Source organism: Aeromonas sp. 30P, from assembly GCF_051919805.1.
In the GTDB taxonomy this organism is placed as follows: Bacteria; Pseudomonadota; Gammaproteobacteria; order Enterobacterales; family Aeromonadaceae; genus Aeromonas; species Aeromonas veronii.
The window spans coordinates 3,131,519-3,150,681 of record NZ_JBQBEA010000001.1 but is presented as its reverse complement, the minus strand read 5'-3'; the positions used below and the strand labels follow the sequence as shown (position 1 = coordinate 3,150,681).

The 19,163-nt window shown below is 60.0% G+C and carries 14 protein-coding genes and 2 pseudogenes; 9 read left to right on the top strand and 7 right to left on the bottom strand.

Annotated elements, in window-relative coordinates; translation table 11 throughout:
- Positions 1-38: 38 nt before the first annotated feature.
- From ACTG2B_RS14515 to ACTG2B_RS14500, 4 genes are all read left to right on the top strand, one after another.
- Entirely contained in the window at positions 39-599 is a 561-nt protein-coding gene (locus tag ACTG2B_RS14515; RefSeq protein WP_005334411.1) for a YceI family protein, read from the top strand.
- Positions 599-1,336, top strand: coding sequence for a hypothetical protein (locus ACTG2B_RS14510; protein ID WP_439996200.1), 738 nt, complete (start codon positions 599-601; stop codon positions 1,334-1,336). Before ACTG2B_RS14515 ends, ACTG2B_RS14510 begins: the two co-directional genes overlap by 1 nt.
- A gap of 182 nt (positions 1,337-1,518) precedes the next feature.
- A complete protein-coding gene (locus ACTG2B_RS14505; protein ID WP_193860001.1) occupies positions 1,519-2,643 on the top strand; it encodes an adenosylhomocysteinase in 1,125 nt (374 codons plus the stop codon).
- A 77-nt stretch (positions 2,644-2,720) separates the two neighbouring features.
- Positions 2,721-3,029, top strand: a complete 309-nt coding sequence (locus tag ACTG2B_RS14500; protein WP_043821170.1) for a SelT/SelW/SelH family protein — start codon at positions 2,721-2,723, stop codon at positions 3,027-3,029.
- Positions 3,030-3,142: 113 nt separating this feature from the next.
- On the opposite strand, the gene ACTG2B_RS14495 is transcribed toward ACTG2B_RS14500, so the two are convergent.
- Both ACTG2B_RS14495 and pepT read right to left on the bottom strand, forming a co-directional pair.
- Complete coding sequence (locus ACTG2B_RS14495; RefSeq protein ID WP_274160333.1) at positions 3,143-4,852, bottom strand: lysophospholipid acyltransferase family protein; 1,710 nt, start codon at positions 4,850-4,852, stop codon at positions 3,143-3,145.
- Positions 4,853-5,054: 202 nt separating this feature from the next.
- A pseudogene (pepT, locus tag ACTG2B_RS14490) lies at positions 5,055-6,276 on the bottom strand (peptidase T).
- Positions 6,277-7,290: 1,014 nt separating this feature from the next.
- On the opposite strand from pepT, the gene speA reads away from it, so the two are divergent.
- A complete protein-coding gene (gene speA / locus ACTG2B_RS14485; protein ID WP_069526750.1) occupies positions 7,291-9,192 on the top strand; it encodes a biosynthetic arginine decarboxylase in 1,902 nt (633 codons plus the stop codon).
- Positions 9,193-9,276: 84 nt separating this feature from the next.
- Here the strand turns inward: speA and ACTG2B_RS14480 are convergent, their stop codons facing one another.
- Both ACTG2B_RS14480 and ACTG2B_RS14475 read right to left on the bottom strand, forming a co-directional pair.
- A complete protein-coding gene (locus tag ACTG2B_RS14480; protein ID WP_439996198.1) occupies positions 9,277-9,801 on the bottom strand; it encodes a hypothetical protein in 525 nt (174 codons plus the stop codon).
- A pseudogene (locus ACTG2B_RS14475) lies at positions 9,798-11,794 on the bottom strand (alkyl/aryl-sulfatase). Before ACTG2B_RS14475 ends, ACTG2B_RS14480 begins: the two are co-directional and overlap by 4 nt.
- Before the next feature lie 235 nt (positions 11,795-12,029).
- Here ACTG2B_RS14475 and ACTG2B_RS14470 point away from each other — a divergent pair.
- Positions 12,030-12,218: a hypothetical protein gene (locus ACTG2B_RS14470; protein WP_005334402.1), complete on the top strand. Its 189-nt coding sequence runs from the start codon at positions 12,030-12,032 to the stop codon at positions 12,216-12,218.
- Positions 12,219-12,292: 74 nt separating this feature from the next.
- Here the strand turns inward: ACTG2B_RS14470 and ACTG2B_RS14465 are convergent, their stop codons facing one another.
- The 3 genes from ACTG2B_RS14465 to ACTG2B_RS14455 form a co-directional block, all read right to left on the bottom strand.
- Entirely contained in the window at positions 12,293-12,586 is a 294-nt protein-coding gene (locus tag ACTG2B_RS14465) for a hypothetical protein (RefSeq protein WP_257725628.1), read from the bottom strand.
- A gap of 266 nt (positions 12,587-12,852) precedes the next feature.
- Positions 12,853-14,859 carry a methyl-accepting chemotaxis protein gene (locus ACTG2B_RS14460; protein ID WP_439996196.1) on the bottom strand — a complete coding sequence of 669 codons (2,007 nt, stop codon included), beginning with the start codon at positions 14,857-14,859 and terminating at the stop codon, positions 12,853-12,855.
- Positions 14,860-15,052: 193 nt separating this feature from the next.
- A complete protein-coding gene (locus ACTG2B_RS14455; RefSeq protein ID WP_439996194.1) occupies positions 15,053-16,348 on the bottom strand; it encodes a hypothetical protein in 1,296 nt (431 codons plus the stop codon).
- Positions 16,349-16,599: 251 nt separating this feature from the next.
- Between ACTG2B_RS14455 and ACTG2B_RS14450 the strand changes: the two genes are divergently transcribed.
- The 3 genes from ACTG2B_RS14450 to ACTG2B_RS14440 all read left to right on the top strand — a co-directional run bounded on the left by ACTG2B_RS14450 (position 16,600) and on the right by ACTG2B_RS14440 (position 19,012).
- Positions 16,600-16,983 (top strand): Rid family detoxifying hydrolase, encoded by a 384-nt coding sequence (locus ACTG2B_RS14450; RefSeq protein ID WP_005344164.1) that lies wholly within the window; start codon positions 16,600-16,602, stop codon positions 16,981-16,983.
- Between the two features lie 22 nt (positions 16,984-17,005).
- On the top strand, positions 17,006-18,295 hold the full coding sequence (locus tag ACTG2B_RS14445; protein WP_227273990.1) for an L-cysteine desulfidase family protein: 1,290 nt from the start codon (positions 17,006-17,008) through the stop codon (positions 18,293-18,295).
- A gap of 63 nt (positions 18,296-18,358) precedes the next feature.
- Entirely contained in the window at positions 18,359-19,012 is a 654-nt protein-coding gene (locus ACTG2B_RS14440) for a helix-turn-helix transcriptional regulator (RefSeq protein ID WP_227273989.1), read from the top strand.
- The last annotated feature ends 151 nt before the right edge of the window (positions 19,013-19,163 follow it).

Sequence of the window (19,163 nt, the reverse complement as noted above, 5' to 3'; positions counted from 1 at the left end):
AACCACTGATGTGAACCCCAAGATGAAGGAACGAACGGATGAAAATGACCAAGGCTCTGCTGGCCTCCTGCCTGTTTATGGCTACCCCTCTGATGGCGGCGGATTACGATGTGGATGCGGCGCACACCACGGTGCAGTTCAAGGTGGGTCACCTGGGCTTCTCCGAGCTGGTGGGTCGCTTCAACACCTTCAGCGGCACCTTCAGCATGGATGATGCCAACCCGGCGGCGGCCAAGGCGAGCTTTGAAGTGGATGCCGCCAGCGTCGACTCCAACCACGAAGCCCGCGACAAGCACCTGCGCAGTCCGGACTTCCTCGACGTGAAGCAGTATCCCAAGATGACCTTCGTCAGCTCCGCTTACGAGGGCACCAAGGATAAAGGCGTGCTGAAAGGGACCCTGACTCTGCACGGCGTCTCCAAGGAAGTGGCCTTCGATCTGGTCAAGATCGGTGAGGGCAAGGATCCCTGGGGCGGCTACCGCAGCGGCTTCAACGCCTCCACCACCATCAAACGCAGTGACTTTGGCGTGAGCTACATGCTGCCCGGCATTCCGGACGAGATGAACATCAACCTGTTTGTCGAAGGCGTGCGCAAGTAATGGGCGCGGAACTTCTGCTGCAAACCCTGGCGGCTCCTCTGGGAGCCGCTTTGCTATCGTGGCGCTGGCCGCGATTGGGGTATCTGTGGGGCGCGCTGGCGCTCTGGCTGGTGGGATCCTGGCTCGGTGGCCTCTATGGCATACCGGAAAAGGCGTGGCAGTGGCTGCCGCTAACCCTGCTGGTCCCCGCCATTGCGGCTCAGGTGAACGATCTGCGCGGCTCGCTGCTGCTCTTTGCCGTGTTCAGCGCGCTGGTGTGGTGGCAGGGATTGGCATCGGTATTGGCGAGCGAACCCGGGATCTGGCTGGCGCTACTGCCCGCCATCTTCTGGTTTGGCTGGAGCACCTTGCGCTGTGATAGCCGCGAGGGGCTCGGGTTTGCCCTCGGCTGTATCTGGCTGGCGCTGGTGATCGGCATCGATGGCAGTCTGCTGATTGCCCAGCTGGCCGGTGCGCTGGCCGCTTTCGCCGGTTTTCGCGCCCTGCTTGCCACCTTTGTTGGCATCAAGGTAGCACCCGCCGGTCTGGCGCTGGCCCTCGCCTTCGTCCAGATGCTGGCCTGGCAATATGTGGAGGTGCCGCTGGTGGTGTTGCTGCCGGTCTGGTTGCTGCCGCTGCTGGAGTGGGTGTTGCGTGACAAACCCTGGCCAGTGCGTTGGGGTGGGCTGATCTTGCTCGCCGCGGCGGGAACCGGGCTCAGCCTGTGGTGGGTGTGGCCTGCTGCTTCTTTGTACTGATTTTTGCATGAAAAACAGGCAATTACAGTCATTTTTGCATACCCGCTCATACTCTTGGCAGATAATGATTGAGCCACCTATGTGTTTCAGATAAAAAGGTTTTTCATTTTATTTGGACACACACAGAACCCGGCCGCGCCGGGTTCTGTTTGCCTGCTTTGCGGCACATAAGGAGGCCACAGTTGCGCAGTCAAGGATCTGAGCATCTGTTTTTTCGCCATTTCACCGGACAGGGACGTATCGATGGTCTCTGCATTTTGCTGGTCACTCACCTGCTTCCCGATCGCCCCCGTTTTATCGAAGCGCTTTCCCGGATTGGGCGGATTGGCGCCATTTTGCCCAAACCGAAATCGGTACACGGTCCGACCCTGGAGTGGGTATCCCAGCACTATCCGGTGCTGCCCCTCAACCGACGCTGGACCAATGAACCCGACAGCCTCATCCAGCAGATTGCACCGCTGGTGGCCCCCCATGAGCGGTTGCTGATCCTCGATATTGGCGGTTACTTTGCCAAAACCCAGGTGATCTTGAGTGAATACTTCGGCCCCCGTTTCCTCGGGGTGGTGGAGATGACCGAGAACGGCCATCAGCGCTATGAGCAGGAGGTGCTGGCGACCCCGGTGGTGTCGGTGGCACGCAGCCCCCTCAAGCAGGCCGAGGATATCCAGATTGGTTTGAGCGTGGTCTACTCCGCGGAGTCACTGGCCCGCAACCTCAACCGTACCTTCAACGTCTGCGAAGCCGTGCTGTTTGGCTATGGCAAGGTGGGGCGCAGCATCGCCCGCGACCTGCGCTGTCGCAACCTCCATCTCGGGCTGGTGGAAACAGATGTGCTGCGACAGGTCGAAGCGCTCTCTCACGGTTTTCGCCTGATCACCAAGGCTGAGGCCTTGAGCCGCGCCGAGCTGGTGATCTGCTCTACTGGCAACGGCTCGCTGGACTTGGCGGATCTGCAGGCGCTGCGCCCCGGCACCATGGTCGCCTCGGTCACCTCGGCTGACGACGAGTTCGCCTTCTCGCTGGCCCAGTTGCCGTGGCCGAGCGAAGAGGTGTGCCCCCATGTGCTGGCCCTCAACCGGCCGGATGGTACCCAGATCTACCTGCTCAACCGGGGCGAGGCGGTCAACTTCGTCCATGGCGCCGTGATTGGCGAATATGTCTATCTGGTGCTGGCGGAGATTATGGAAGGGATCCGGATGCTGGCGGCAGGCCCTCTTGCACCCGGCCTGTTCGAGCTGCCAGAATCGGCGATGCGTACCATTGCCCGCCATTGGCTGGCCGATTTTCATGGGGTTGATCAGCACTGATTTGACCGAATCGGGATCGGCCATTGGGCGGCGGTACGCCACTTACTGCCATTGGCCGATTTTTTATGGAGTCCCTCATGACTGAATCCGAAACCCTGATCAGCAAACCCCGCATCGAGATCCGCTACTGCACCCTCTGTCGCTGGATGTTGCGCGCCGCTTGGCTGGCACAGGAGCTGCTCTCCACCTTCGACAGCGATCTGGGGGAGGTGGCGCTGGTGCCGGCCAGCAAGGGGGAGTTTCGCATTCTGGTGAGCGGGGTGCAGGTGTGGGATCGGGTGGTCGATGACGGCTTCCCCGAGGCCAAGGAGATCAAGCAGCGGGTACGCGATGTCATCGCCCCAGAGCGGGATCTCGGCCACTCGGATCGCAAGGCGGCCGAGTAACGCCTGATGGGCCGAGCGCCTCGAAAAGGTGCTGAGCATGAGAGTGGAAGGAGAGGGAGGCGATGGCCTCTCTCTCTTTTTTGCATTTGGCTGTTTGCCTGGCGCCAGCAGGGTTATAAGTGCGACTCGGCCAGATGACTGCCGATATAGCGGGCCCGCTTGTGGGACTTGATGCGGCTCACATCGACCCACACCAGCCCGTCGATGCAGTGGTTGAAGTCGGGGTCGATGCCAAAATCCATAAACTGGACGCCGCCCGGCTCGCACAGTTCGGAATACTGCTTGTAGAGGGTAGGGATGGCGCAGCCCAAATTGTCGAGGCGGGCCTTGAGAGCTTTGAGGTCGGCGCCGTAATCCACCCCTTCGAACAGAGGCTGCGTCTCGGGGTAGGGACGGCGGGAGGGGGCCAGCGCCAGCTCGGGGGCAAAGTGCTGGCGGTAGAAGCTCACCAGCAGATCCTTGGCCGCCGGCGGCAGGCTGCCGGAGAGCGACACCGGGCCAAACAGGTAGCGGTAGCGGGGATAGCGGGCCAGATAGGCACCGATGCCGAACCAGAGATAATCGAGCCCCCGCTTGCCCCAGTAGGCGGGCTGGATAAAGCTGCGGCCAAGCTCGATGGCCTGCTCCAGCCGGGGCAGCAACTTATCCTCGAAGCCGAACAGGGTATGGCTGTAGAGACCATCCTTCCCCTTGCTGGCCAGCAGCTCCGCCACCGGGGCGAACCGGTAGGCACCGATAATATCGAGCCGGGCCGGATCCCAGAGGATCAGGTGGTGATAGTCGTTGTCAAAGCCATCGAGATCCCGCCGCTTGCCGGATCCTTCCCCCACTGCGCGAAAGGCGATCTCCCGCAGCCGCCCCAGCTCGCGCAGGATCACCGAGTGGCTCAGTTCGTGGCGGCGGTAGAGGTAGATCCCCTGACCATCCGGGGTGGTGCCGAGCTGTTCGCAGCTTTCGATGGCCTGTTTGAGCTGGCGGCGATCCTCCGGCAGGGCGATGGGGGCCTCGGTCTGCAGCCGTCCCGCCTTGCCACGGCCAATCCGGTAGAGGTGGTTGCGCACCAGCCGCGCCGCCGTCTTGGCGGGTAGATCCTGAAAACTGCCGAGTGGAATGCGCGCCCCTATGGTCACCGGCAGGGTCTGCCCCTGCTGGCGAAACAGCTGGCGCACCAGCAACAGGGCTGAGGCGGGCTTGTTGAGCCAGGAGGCGAGATAGAACCAGAGGCTGTTGCGCCCTCCCAGATGGATGGGCACCAGCGGGGTACGGGTGCGCTGGGCCAGCTTGATAAAGCCTGCCTGCCAGGGGCCGTCTTTCACCCCCTTTAGGCCAAGCCGCGAGACTTCGCCTGCGGGGAAGATCACCAGCGCCCCTTCATGGGCGAGGTGTTCGTTCATGGCGAGGATGGCCTGTCGATCGGTCTTGCCCTCCATATTGTCCACCGGCAATAGCAAAGGGCGCAGCGGCGCGAGCTGGGCCAGCAGCTGGTTGGCGACGATCTTCACATCGGGGCGGATGCGACCGAGCAGTTGCAGTAGCGCCAGTCCATCCAGCGAGCCGATGGGGTGGTTGGCAACAAGAATGACCCGGCCGCTGGCGGGAATATGCTCCAGTTGCGCCTCGCTGACCCGATAGTCGAAATCGAGCTGGGTCAGCGCCTGCTCGACAAAGTCGAGGCCGCGCAGGTGCGGGTAGCGGGCGGCAAAGTCGGCAAAGGCACGTTCGTTGAGCAGCCAGCCCAGCAGCCGCTTGAACAACGGGGTAAGCAGGGGGTAGCCAAGCAGGCGGGGGAAGTGCTGGGTCAGCAGGGTATCGATAGTGAACATCTGGAGGGCTCCGGCGATCCGTTGCTCCCAGCATGATGTGGCACTGTTCCCGCGACATGTCAGCGGGATGACAGTTTGATGGCAGCGGCAGCCAGTTGCTCCTGAGCGACTCTCCCCGGTTTCCCTTTCCTGATGGGGGATGGCCAGATAGCAAGGGGAGAGCCGGTTAACCGGCTCCCCCCTTGGTTGTCATGGTAATCGATTAACCGCGCCAGGCTGCGGTGAGGCGCACCAGCTCCACCAGGGTGGCGACCGATTTCTCCATCGATTGCAGCGGGATGAACTCGTGCTTGCCGTGGAAGTTGTGGCCACCGGTGAAGAGGTTAGGGCAGGGCAGACCCATAAAGGAGAGGCGGGCGCCATCGGTACCGCCGCGAATGGGCTTGATTTTCGGCACCACGTCGGCGGCCTCCATGGCGGCCTTGGCCAGCTCGACGATATGCATGTGCGGCTCAATCTGGCTGCGCATGTTGCGATAGCTGTCGGTCAGGGTCAGCTCGATGCGGGCCTTCGGATACTCGGCCTGCAGGGCGGCCACCCGGTTCTGCATCTCGGCCTTGCGCGCGGCGAAGTGCTCGTCGTCGAAGTCACGGATGATGTAGTGCAGGGTGCTCTCCTCCACCGTGCCGCTCATCTGGGCCAGATGGAAGAAGCCCTCATACCCTTCGGTGCACTCCGGGGTCTGCTCGGCAGGCATGGCGGCGTGGAAGCGGGCGGCCAGGGTCTGGCTGTTGATCATGCTCCCCTTGGCGGTGCCGGGGTGGACGTTATTGCCGATAAAACGCACCGTGGCGCTGGCGGCGTTGAAGTTTTCATACTCCAGCTCGCCCAGTTCGCCGCCATCCACGGTATAGGCCCACTTGGCCGGGAATCTCTCCAGCGGGAACAGGTTGGCGCCGCGGCCAATCTCTTCATCCGGGGTAAAGCCGACCCAGATATCGCCGCGGGGGATCTCGGTGGGCCTGCAGGTGGTCGATGGCAGTGAGGATCTCGGCGATACCCGCCTTGTCGTCAGCGCCAAGCAAGGTGGTGCCGTCGGTGGTGATGAGGTCCTGACCCAGATAGTTTTTCAGGAAGCGGTAGTCACGGATGGCGAGCACCTCGTCACCCTTGCCAAGGCAGATGTCGCCGCCCTGATAGTTTTCGATGATTTGCGGTACTACGTGCTCCGCCTCGTAGTCGGCGGTATCCATGTGGGCAATCAGGCCGATGGCGGGGGCGTCCGGCTGATTGCCCGGCAGGCAGCCGGTGAGGTAGCCGTGCTCATCCAGAGTGACCTGGGTCAGCCCCAGCGCCTTCATCTCTTCTTGTAGGGCACTGGCAAAGATCAGCTGGCCTTCGCTGCTGGGGCAGGCTGGATTGGTCTCATCGGAGCGGGTATGAAAAGTTACGTAACGCAGAAAACGCTCAAGCAGGGTATCCATTAGTCAGCCTCTAACCGATTGTGAGCGGTCATTGTGGCCAATCCGTGCGGGGCACTCATTGCGTCAGCGCAGGTTTTTCACATTTTTTGACGCAAGGGAAGAGCGGCGAATGTGCGGCGCGCAGGGCAACGTCCGGGAGGGAGGTCGCATAAATGTGGCATTTATTACGATATTTAGGCGCTGGCGGTGGCGACCAAATTCCCCTCAGCTACCGCACTGCAAGGCGCCAGCCCAATCATGGCGTTTTCACACACTTTTCAAGGGGAAACCGGGCTGTCGCATAACCTGCGCCATCCCAGAGCCCGCCTGCTCGCCAGCAAGATTTGATCGACTTATTAAAAGGGGATTTTGAACACTATTTTTTATTGTCACTGCCCGCGGTAAGTGTGTACACTCCGCGCCGATCCAAGGGCAACCCTGAAGCAGGCAGAGCCGCCAGAAACCCGACCGATCATACGCCTATAGGGCGAGGCACGCAGAAACGACAGACACTGCTGGGGAATGGTTTCTTTAATACCGGTTAGGCTCCGGTATCAGGGAGAACAACAGACTCTCATCCTTCATTTGACCGAGTGGGCCACCGGCTCATCATCTTCCCTTGTCATGGGCGGTCACTGACGGTGAGGTGGGCTGTGGTTGTTGTCGTCTATCAACACGCATGCGTGCTGGCGCCTTCGCTTCTCTTCCTTGGAACCCTCTCCTTCTGTCGGGATCGCTGCCGAATGATGAACTGACGGCGTGGCTGATGTCGTCTGTCATCAAAGTACCGCGGCGCTACGGCATAGTGGCACCGCATACCGTTGAGCTTGATGTAAAGCCACCAGCCCCACATCAAGACTCGTTACTTCCCCAAGATCCACCAGGCAGCCTCTGGCTTGCCGCGATGTGCAAAAGGTTGGTTTGGGTGGCTGCGTCTCGTGATGGCAGCGCTCGCCGTACTCTGCACTAGATGGTCTGGATGTGATTGAGGGTAACGAAGGCGACTTTGGGTCGCTCATTTGCGAGGCATAGCCCATGACTAACTGGTCCAGCAAGGACTCCTTGAAGGTCTACAACGTTCCCTACTGGGGTGCGGGTTTTTTCAATATCAATGACGCCGGTCATGTGACCGTCGCCCCCGACAAATCACGCCCTGACGCGCATATCGTGCTCTCTGACGCCATCGAACAGTTGCGTCAGTCCGGGCTGACCACCCCCGTGTTGCTGCGCTTCCCTGACATCCTCAAGAGTCGGGTCGATGCGCTGTTCAACGCTTTTGGTCAGGCCATCGAGAAGTCTGGCTATGAAGGGGACTACCTCTGCGTTTACCCGATCAAGGTAAACCAGCAGCGTCGTGTCATCGAGACCATCAGCCAGTCCTACAGCGACAAGCCCCGGCTTGGCCTGGAAGCTGGTTCCAAACCGGAACTGCTGGCCGTGCTGTCCCATCACCATGAGCAAGGCTCGGTGATCGTCTGCAACGGTTACAAAGACCGCGAATATATCCGCCACGCCCTCTTGGGCAACCTGATGGGCCACAAGGTCTACATCGTGGTGGAGAAGCCCTCCGAGCTGGAGATGGTGCTGGACGAGTCAGCTCGTCTCAACATCAAGCCCAACATCGGGGTGCGTGCCAAGCTCGCTTCCACCGGCTCCGGCATGTGGGAATCGAGCGGCGGCTCCATGTCCAAATTTGGTCTCTCCGCCTCCCAGATCCTGGCGCTGATCGAGCGTCTGCGCGGGCTGGGCAAGCTGGATTGCCTGCAACTGCTGCACTTCCATCTGGGCTCCCAGATCGCCAATATCCGCGACATTCAGGGCGGCATCCGCGAGTGCGGCCGTTTCTACGCTGAACTGCGTCGCCTCGGTGCCAACATCGAAGTTGTGGACGTCGGTGGCGGCCTGGGGGTGGACTACGAGGGAACCCGTTCCCAGAGCCACTGCTCCGCCAACTACAGCCTCTCCGAGTACGCCAACAACGTGGTATGGGGCATCGGCGATGTCTGCCGCGAGTTCGATCTGCCGCACCCGACCATCATCAGCGAGTCTGGCCGTGCCTTGACCGCCCACCACGCCGTGCTGGTCACCAATATCATTGGTGCCGAAGGGGTGGAGATGAACGACATCAGCGCGCCGGACGAAGATGCACCGACCATTCTGCAGAACATGTGGAAAGGCTGGCTGGATCTGCGCAGCGAAGATCCCTCCCTGCTGGAGATCTTCCATGACTCGGTAGCCGATCTAGGTGACGTGAATACCCAGTACACCATGGGCCTCTTGAACCTTGAACAGCGTGCCTGGGCCGAGATGCTGCACCAGAACACCTGTCTGGCACTCAAAGAGCTGCTCAACCCGGTCAACCGCAACCACCGTGCGCTGGCTGACGAGCTGAGTGAAAAGCTGGCGGACAAGTGCTTTGCCAACTTCTCCCTGTTCCAGTCCCTGCCGGATGCCTGGGGTATCGGTCAGGTATTCCCGGTGATGCCGCTGGCTGGTCTCGATCGTCCGCTTAGCCGTCGCGGTATCCTGATGGATATTACCTGTGACTCCGACGGTCAGGTCGAGCACTATGTCGACGGTCTGGGGGTCGAGAGCACCCTGCCAATGCCGGTCTACGGCGAGAACGAAGAGTGCCACGTCGGCTTCTTCCTGGTCGGTGCCTATCAGGAGATCCTCGGCGACCTGCACAACCTGTTCGGTGACACCCACTGCGCGGAAGTGTGGCTGGACGAAGAGGGCAAGATGGACATTCGCAACGTGGTGCGTGGCGACACCGTCGACCAGCTGCTGCGTTACGTCAACATCGACCCGTCCGTGATCCGCGAAAACTACCAGCGGATCGCCGCTCACCCGGCGCTGGACGATGCCACTCGCAAAGCCCTGCTCGACGAGCTGGAGCTGGGCCTGCAAGGCTACGCCTATCTGGAAGACGAATAAGCGCCCGCGCTTGATGTTCGCCGTGAAGGCATAAAAAAGGGAGGCATTTGCCTCCCTTTGTTCTATCGGTTCCTCCTGTGGCGGTCAGGTCTGCGAGCTCAGCGCCTTGTGCAGATCCCGCTGTAGCTGCTGATTGTCGTCTCTTTGCAGCTCCACAATACCCAATTGCAGTCCCTGCTCGATGGAGAGCGACCCATTCAACATGGCATTGATGGCGGCTTCACTCAGCAGCATCACCCGGTCTTTTGGGTTTGGGCCGCTGGTGTGCAGCTGGAGCAGTAGGGACTCCTTGCCTCGTACTCTGGACCAGAGTCCTGAGTCGATAAGCAGGATGGAGATCCCGCCGCCTACCCCTGCCTGCTGGAGTCGACTTTTGAGGGTTTGGAGCCATGCCTGGCTACGGGAGAAGCCGGCTTCGCCTGTCAGGGCTGCCAAGGGGGGTAACTGCTCACGGCTCACCGCAGTCGCTGTGGCCATGGCAATATTGACCGTCCCCGGCCAGCTCTGTTCGAACGGATTGGGATAAAGGGCATCATAACCACAGCTCTGCCCTATCCCGGGGATGAGGCAGAGGAGGACCATGCATGCGCGCAAGGTGCGTTGCATCATGGCGTCACTATGTTGAACCAGAAGTTGAACTTGTCGAGCAGCGTGACGAAGTCGCTGAACGTCTGCTGATCACCCTCTATCTTGATCTCGCCGTTGGCGATCTTCTGCTCCATGGTGCCCTGACCGAGCTGGATATCATCCAGCGTCTTCTTGCTCAGGGTAATGGTCACATCAGGCTTGGCGGCATAGCGGGTTGTGTGGTTGAGCACCGAGTTCTCCAGACTCAGGGTATGTTTCTCCTCTATGTCGGTGAACGCCATGTTGATGACCATCTTCTTGCCCGCCGCTTTCTCGGGGTTAATGCGCACCGAGAGATAGTCAAACAGCATGCTGGGGCTCATGGCCCGGATGGTATCCGGTGAGGCGGTGACTGTTCCGCCAACATTGGGAACGCCATTGCGCAGCTCATAGGCGCCTTGCAGATAGACGGAGCGCCACGGGCCGGATTCAGCCTGATAGCCCAGCTGCTCCAGTGCATCTGCCAGCAGCAGCTTGCCCTCTGTGTTGTTCGGGTTGGCAAACACCAGATGCTTGAGCACTTCTGCTACCCAGCGATATTCCCCCTTGTCGAACGAAGCTTTGGCTTTTTTCAGTACCTCCTGCTCGCCCCCCATGAACTCGATATATTTGGGGCCGACCATTTCTGGGGGCAGGTTGTCGAGATCGGAGGGGTTGCCGGAGTACCAGCCCATATAGCGCTGATAGATGGCGCGGCTGTTGTGGCGCAGGGTGCCGTAATAACCGCGGTTCGGCCAGAAGTCGTTGAGCTCGGGGGGAGGGTGATCTGTTCGGAGATCTCCTCACCGGTGTAGCCCATGTTCATCAGGCGCACCGACTGGTCGTGGATGTATTTGTAGAGGTCACGCTGCTTCTTAAAGTAGTCGACGATATTTGCATTGCCCCAGCGTGGCCAGTGGTGGCTCTGGAACTTGACCTCGGCCTGATCACCCCAGGTTTCAATGGTCTCGTTGAGAAAGCTGGCCCACTTCAGCGCATCGCGCACCTGGGCGCCGCGCAGGGTGAGGATGTTGTGCATGGTGTTGGTGGTGTTTTCGGCCATCCACAATGCTTTGCTGTCCGGGAACCAGGTGTTCATCTCGGCCGGGGCTTCAGTGCCCGGGGTCATCTGGAAGACCATCTTGACGCCATCGACCGTCAGCGTCTCACCGGTTTTGGTGATAAAGCGGGTCGGCAACAGCAGCGAGGGCACGCCGGTGGAGGTGGTTTGCCCCAGACCGCCGTTGACGCCCCCCTGCGGGTTACGCGGCAGCAGGGCGCCGTACATGTAGACGGCGCGGCGAGCCATGGCGTTGCCGGCGATGACGTTCTCCGACACCGCGTGTTCGGTAAATCCTTCCGGCGCGATGATCTCGACGCCGTTCTTTTTCACCTCGTCCAGCGAGTTGAACAGACCGGCGGCACCGCCGTAGTGATCCACGTGGGAGTGGCTGTAGACCACCGCAGTGACCGGGCGCTCCCCTTGGGTCTTGTTGATGAAGGCCAGCGCCGCCTTGGCGGTTTGCGGGGAGATCAGCGGATCGAACACCACCCAGCCCTTGTTGCCTTCGATAAAGGTGATGTTGGAGAGATCAAAGCCGCGAATTTGGTAAATCTTGTCGGTGACCTTGAACAAGCCGTACTGCATGTTGAGCTGGGCATTGCGCCACAGGCTGGGGTTGACGCTGTCCGGCGCGGCCTTGTCGAGGCCGATGTAGCTCTTGTACTGCTCCAGATCCCACACCACGTTGCCCTTGTCATCCTTGATGGTTAGGGTCTCCGGCTTGGCGATAAAGCCACGCTGGGCATCCTCGAAATCCTGCTTGTCATTGAAGGGCAGGGTATTGAGCACCTGCTGGTTTGCCTTGATGGTAAATTCGCTGGCAGGCTTGGGGTCGATGGCGGCCTTGGCCGACTGCACAAGAGCAGGTTGCACAAGCAGTGCGCCACAGAGCAAGAGCGAGAAAATCGTGGGGGTGGAAAGCCTCGGTTTCATCGGTATGACTCCAGATGGTGGTGTGGGTCGACAGGGCTAAGTGTAGTCAGGCTCAAGTCAGGGAAGAGAAGAAAGGAGGACTTGCGCTGCACAACGCCATCCGAGAGGAAAACTGCGGGAGTTGCGTCCGCAGGAGCACTGCCGTTGCACATCTTGATCTGTATCAAGATAGGTCGCAGCGGGTTGTCTTACGGTCAGAAGTGATGTTGATGGAATGTAACAAAAGGATGTGCATATGGAACTGAAAAGGGACCCGAGATGCTATACCGACGTCTGTATCGACGGTAAGTGGTATCACTACGACCACTGCAGCACCAACGTCTACATGCTGATGGGAGGCGCTGCGCCGAGCCTTCAGCTGGCCTATGAGCCGAGCAGCGAAGAGGAGCTGATCGAGATGCTCCAGCAGCTGGGGCGCTTCTGACTTACCGAATTGATGTCTTGCCATATGGCCATCGGGCGCGTTGCCACGATGGCCACCACTCTTTACCGCTGCACCTAATCTCGGCGGGTTTTATTGCCCAATAACCCCTTGCCAATCTCCAGCATGGCGACGGCCGCGGCGTAGCTGCTATCGGACTTGCCTATCTCATCCGCTATATAGAGAAAATTGGATTGGTACTTCTCGACGGCCTCTCGCGGGCTGGTTGCGTCAATAAAGTCCTCCTCCACCTCGAATCCTTGGGTCAGCAGTGCCGCCTTTTCACTCAGAAAAGTCGGAGATGCCATGTCGATAAAGGTGTATTGCTGCCGATTGGACGCCGGAATGGTAAAAAACTGGTATCTGGCCATGGGTAAATCCTCGCTTGAAGCGGGTGATAGATGACGTGACGCTGGTTTTAATCTGTGGCTCGCAGGCGGCTTGCTTGCCTCGACGTCGCAGACCGTGCGTGTCGGGAATGCCGCATTTTGTTTTCGTTCGAGACTACTTTGTTGGCATTTGCCCGGCAAGTGGGTCGCAGAGATTTTCTGGATGATCCGAGCAACCGAGATGTTGTTGGCAGGGGCGAGACCGGATAATGCCGGGCTCACGTTGAGCCCGGCTTGTCAGCGCTCTGTTACAGCACGAAGCTCTGTACCATGGCGCGCAGCTGTTCGGTGAGCTGGTGGATCTGGCGGGCGGCATCGCGGGCGGCGTTGGCCACTTGCAGCGCCTCGTCGCTGCCATCGGAGATGCGCACCACGTTGCGTTCGATCTCGTTGACCACGGCGCCCTGCTGCTCGATGGCGCTGGCGATGATGGCGTTGGTATCGACCATCCGATCCACCTTCTCGGTGATGGCGCCGAAGGCCTGTTTTGCCTCCTGCGCCAGCCCGACCCCCTCCTGTGCTTCATGGCTGGCCGCTGACATGGCGGTGACCGAGGCACGGGCGCCGGATTGCAGCTGTTCAATCATCTGCTGGATCTCGACGGTAGCCCCCTGGGTGCGGTTGGCAAGAGAGCGCACCTCGTCGGCCACCACTGCAAAGCCGCGACCCTGCTCACCGGCCCGGGCCGCTTCGATGGCAGCGTTGAGGGCCAGCAGGTTGGTCTGTTCGGCGATGCCGCGGATCACGCTGATGACGCCGCCAATCTGGCTGCACTGCTGCTCCAGTTGGCCGATGGTGTCGGCGGTGCGCAACACCTCGCGGTTGATATGGTCGATGGCCTTGATGGTGCGCTCCACCACATCCTCGCCCTGACCGACCACGTTCTGCGCCTCCTGGGTCATGCGGGCGGCTTGCAGGGCGTTGCCCGCCATGTCTTGTGAAGTCGCAGCCAGCTCCTTGATGGCGGTAGCGACCTGATGGGTCTCCCCTTGCTGATCGGCAATGACCTCCTGCGAGCGGCAGGTGCGCGCTTCGATCTCGGTAGCGCTCTCCACTACTGTGACGCCATTTTCCCGCACTCGCAGCATCAGGGTGCGCAGGGTCTCCAGGGTCACGTTGTAATCCCGGCTGATGGCGGCCAGCTCGTCCTGACCAACGATCTCGATATGCTGGCTAAGATCCTGGGCGTTGACCCGAGCGGCAATATCACGCACCCGCCCTACGGTGTCGCGCAGGGAGATATAGGCACCGATCATCAGGTAGAGGTAGAGCAGCAAGCTGACGGTCAGCGGCGCGGTGACCCACCAGAAGTGTCGCTGGTTGGCGGCCAGCCGATGATGCAGGTCGGCCTCCAGCCGCTGGCGTACCTGGCCTGCCAGCGCGGTGATGGCCTCGTCCATCTTATCCCCCAGCGCCTGCACCTCCTTGGTTGAGAGTTGCACCAGCTGATCCTTCATCATCTTGTTTTCCATGGTCTCGAGCCCCTGACGCACCAGCTGTATCAGAGCATCGGTCTGCTGACCCAGCTCGGCGCGGTAGGCCGGTTCGATCTGGTAGAGCAGGGTCAGATCGGCCTCCAGCTCCTGCAGAGTGGCGCTGATCAGGTCGAGACGAAAACGCAGGCCGCTGTAGCCCTCGGCCTGAAACAGGCCGAAATCGGCGATGGTGGCGGCGCGATCCCGCACCTGAGCCAGCAGGTCGCGCAGTTGCGGCAACCGCTCACTGGCGAGGATCACCATGTAGTAGGTACCGAGCGCCGGATCCTGGATCAGGCTGCTACTGGCGGTAATGTGCTTGTAGAGGTGGCGCACCTCAGTCAGCAGCTTGTCGTGGCGCAGGTTGCTCTGCTCCACTTCCAGCTTGCCTGTTTCACTCTGCAGGGCGGCCCAGCCCTGCTGGATCACCTCAAAGGAGGGGTTGTTCTGGCGGGTGTCGGCAAAGGCTTGCAGGCTCTGAGCAACTATTTGTGCGGCTGCCTTGACCTGATCATCACCGACCGGATCCACCTCATAGGCGTGACGGGTCACCAGATTGCGATGGGTGAGCAGGGCCTGTTCGATAGCGGGCACGGGGTTGAGATTGGCCACTCCCGCCAGCTCGCGGTTGGCCTGGACGTTGTCATCCTGCAGCCGCCCCAGCAGATTGGCCATGCTGTAGGCCAGTGGCAGCAGCATCAGGCAGGACCAGAGCAGGAATTTGTATTTGAAGGAGAGCTGATTGCCCAGCCGGATGGCGGGGTTGAAAATCCATTTCATGTGAAGCCTCGATACCGGAGTGCGGGCGTGAGTCGTGTTGCCTGAATAGTACTCCGAGCGGCCTCCCTTGGGTGATGGCCGGTTGCAAGTTGTGATCCCCTTGGCTTTTTACTTCCGGGCGGGGGCGCGGTCAGCCGCACCAATAGAAAACGGGCCACCCGAAGGTGACCCGTGGTCGATAAGGGGAAACCGATCAGTTGAACGCCAGGAAGGGCGAGACACAGAGCAGTAGGCCGGTGACGATGATGATGTAGAGGGAGGTGCCCTTGTACTTGTGCAGCGCCGGTACCTGATAGACCAGATAGGCCGGGATGAGGCAACCCACCATGCCGAAGATGGGGCTGCAGATGGAGGTGAAGCTCAGCACCGGTGCGTTGAGCACGATAGCCCCCCAGGAGAGCATGACGGTAAACACCATGATCCCTTTGCCTACCAATCCTTTGTTGATGCTGTTTTCCGGCAGCACCCGGCGCAGCAGGTTCATCGCCAGACCCTGACAGGCTTCACGGAAACCGAGGTAAACGCCGAAGTAGGCGGTCATTACCGCAAAGATGTTGAGGGTGAGGCTCAGGAGCTTGAGGGTCTGGCCGGGCATCCCCTGGGCTACCATGGCCAGCGCGGAGATGTTCTCTTCGGAGGCTTTGACCGCCTGATCGTGGCCCATGGCCAGGGTGAAGGAGACCGCGTAGAAGAACACCACCACGAACAGGATGCCGAAGGCGATATTCATGGCGCGCATCGCCTTGAAACGGGCCACCTCCAGCGACTTTTCCCGCGAGCGGTAGGAGATCACCATGGGGCTCAGGCTCTGGATAAAGAGGATGGAGGTGAGGGTAAAGGGCAGCATGATGATGGCATCCTTCATCCAGTCACCGGCAGCGGGCATGGCGGTGATGTTGGCCGCATCCCACTTGTCCACCATCATCAGGCCGAGCACCGCTACCACACTGATCTTGGTCAGCACCATAAAGGTGGAGATCTTGAACAGCAGGTTTTCGCCGCGCGAGGCCAGTGCCACCAGACCGCAGATCAACACCAGACCGTAGAGCGGGTTTTCGGAGAGCAGGCCCTCGGTGACGCCGAAGCTCTGCAGGAAGGAGGCGCTGTCATTGGTGATGGCGGTGGAGTAGACGAAGACCCAGATCACCAGCATCACGAAGTAGAGGGCGCCGAGCAGCACACCCCAGTTCTTGCCAAGGTAGCCGGTGATGACGCTGGGGTAATCCTTGCACTCCGGCGAGGTGGCCAGGGTGTTGATAAAGAGGCGCTGGAACATGTACATGGCGGGGTAGCCGATCACCGCCGAGAGCAGAAAGACCCACAAGCCCATCAGACCCACCTGTACCGGCAGGAAGACGATCCCTGCGCCGATGGCCATGCCGATGCTCATGATGATCCAGCCCCAGTCGGTGCTGTCGAAGCGAACCGCTTCTTTCCATTCCAGCGTGCCCATCACGGGGCTGGCGAGTGTAGTGCTATGCGCGTCCATTAAAACCTTCTTTTTTGTAGGGATGTGGGAAAGCGGCGCAAATATAGTTGAATGAAACTGTCATAAACAATGCCCATAAGAGTACTTTTGTTCAAATCAGGATGGTGATCACGGTTTATATTGAGGCCGAAAGGTGCCTTTAAACGCCATTTTTGTATCTTTTTGTTGAATGGATAAAATAAAAAGCAAATAATGTTGAACGGAATGAGATTCATGGTTGCAAAAAAAATTGCACAAACAGGAGTGGCTATATGAAACGCATCATCACAGCAGCAGCGGCACCTGACGCTATCGGTCCCTACAGCCACGGCACTGCCTATGGCGACCTTATCTTTACTTCCGGTCAGTTGCCGGTCTGCAAGCAGCAGGGTGGTGTGGTGGAAGGGGGGATTGCCGCCCAGACCCGCCAGTCACTGGAAAACCTGAAATCCGTGCTGGAAGCCGCTGGCGGCTCGCTGGATACCGTGCTCAAAACCACCTGCTACCTCGCCGAGATCAGCGATTTTGCCGCGTTCAACGAGGTCTATAAAGCCTATTTCCAGAAAGATTGTCCGGCGCGCAGCTGCTTCGCAGTGAAGGATCTGCCGATGGGCGTCAAGGTTGAAGTGGAAGCGATCGCCCATATCGCTCGTTAATGCTGATAAAAAGGTTCAAGTGATGAAACAAGCGTGGCAGCAGTATCTGCAGATTATTCAACAGGTTGTCAAACCAGCGCTGGGTTGTACCGAGCCAATCGCCGCCGCCTATGCCGCAGCGGTCGCCACCCGGCAACTGGGCTGTGAGCCCGGTCGCCTCGAGGTTGCTGTGTCGGACAATCTCTATAAAAACTCGATGGGTGTCTATGTGCCGGGCACCGGCAAGATCGGTCTGGCCATTGCGGCCGCGGCCGGTGCTATCGGCGGTAACGCCGATGCCGGGCTGGAGGTGCTGGCCGCGATCCAGCCAGAACAGGTGGAGCGTGCCCAGCAGCTGATCGATGCCGGCAAGGTGCAGGTGAGCCGCACCGCCGCCCCCGAGTTTATTTTCTGCCGCGTGACCGTTTATGGCACTGATGACAAGGGTGAAGAACACAGCGCCGAAGTGACCCTCTGCGGCGGTCATACCCGCATCGTCGAGCAGCGCCGCGATGGCGAGGTGACCTTCACCGCTGATCAGAGCCAGGGCGGCGCCACCGGTTCCATCTGCGATGGGGTAGATATCAGCATCGCCGCCATCTACGAGTTCGCCACCCAGGTGGAGTTCGAGCAGATCAGGTTCATCCTCAAAGCCTCCGAGCTTAACGGCAAGCTCTCTGCCGAGGGGATGAATAACCCCTATGGCCTGGAGATTGGCCGCACCATGCAGCAGAACATCAATGCCGGTCTTATCGGCGAGGATGTGATGAACCGCATCGTGATGATGACGGCGGCCGCCTCCGATGCCCGCATGGGGGGCGCGACCCTGCCAGCCATGAGCAACTTTGGCAGCGGCAACCAGGGCATTGCCGCCACCATTCCGGTGATGGTGATTGCCGAGCGTTTTGCGGCCAGCGAAGAGCAGCTGGCTCGCGCCCTCATCATGAGCCATCTGGGCGCCATCTATATCAAGTCCCACTATCCGCCGCTGTCGGCCTTCTGTGGCAATACCGTGACCAGCGCGGCCGCCTCCATGGCCATGGTCTATCTGGCGGGCGGCAGCTTCGAGCAATCCTGCTTCGCCATCCAGAACGTACTGAGCGACAGTGCCGGTATGGTATGTGACGGGGCGAAAGCCTCCTGCGCCATGAAGGTCAGTACCTCCTCCGGCGCGGCGGTGCGCGGTTTCCTGATGGCCCTCAACAGTCACTCGGTGTCGGGGCAGGGGATCGTCGCCGGCGACGTGGATCAGACCATCCGCAACGTCGGCCAGATGGTGAAGGAGGGCATGTCTGCCACAGACAGCACCATTATTGATATCATGTCCGCCTGATGTCCCTGTCGGTTCTGCCCGGCGCACATTGCCCGGCAGCAACCCTTGCAAGAAGGTCCCATTGTGAAGCTGCAAGAGTTGAGTCTGAGCGATTTTGAGATCCTCAAGTCGATGGAGAACATAGTGGATGGCATCGCCGCCATGTATGGTCAGCACACTGAAGTGCTGCTCCACAGTCTGGATGCGCGCAATCCCTCGATCGTCAAGATTGCCAACGGCCATATCACCGGTCGCAGTGTCGGCGCTCCCATCACCAACCTGGCGATGATGAAGCTCAAGAGCGGGCAGGATATCTCCAGTCCCTACATGACCAAGTGCGCCACCGGCAAGACCCTGCGCTCTATCACGACCGTGATCCGCAACGGGGAGCACAGGGCCATCGGCTTGCTCTGCATCAACAGCGACATGGACGCTCCGCTGCAATCTGTGCTGCGTACCATGATGCCGGAGTGCATGCATCCCCACGAGAGCCATGCCACCCCGGAGGTGTTCGCCCGCAACATCGACGAAGCGCTCAACAGCACCATCGACACCGTCAGTGCCGAGGTGCGTGGCAACGAGGCGGTGCCCCCGTCCCAGAAGACCCGGGTCATCGTCAACCAGCTGCACGACATGGGGATCTTCGAGCTTAAAGACAGTGCCCAGATTGCGGCGCGCCAGCTCGGCATTTCGGTTCACTCCATCTACCGCTACCTGCGGGAGATCAAGAAGGGCTGAGCCAGTTCACTCTGGCCAAATTGACAGCAAACGGGTCGGCACTGACCCGTTTTTTACGCCTGCGTTTACACGTCTGTTTGGGCCATCCACCTGGCTCATCTGCTATCATCGTCCCCCTTATTTTTCTATCTCTCTGAACGTGCTGGAGAAA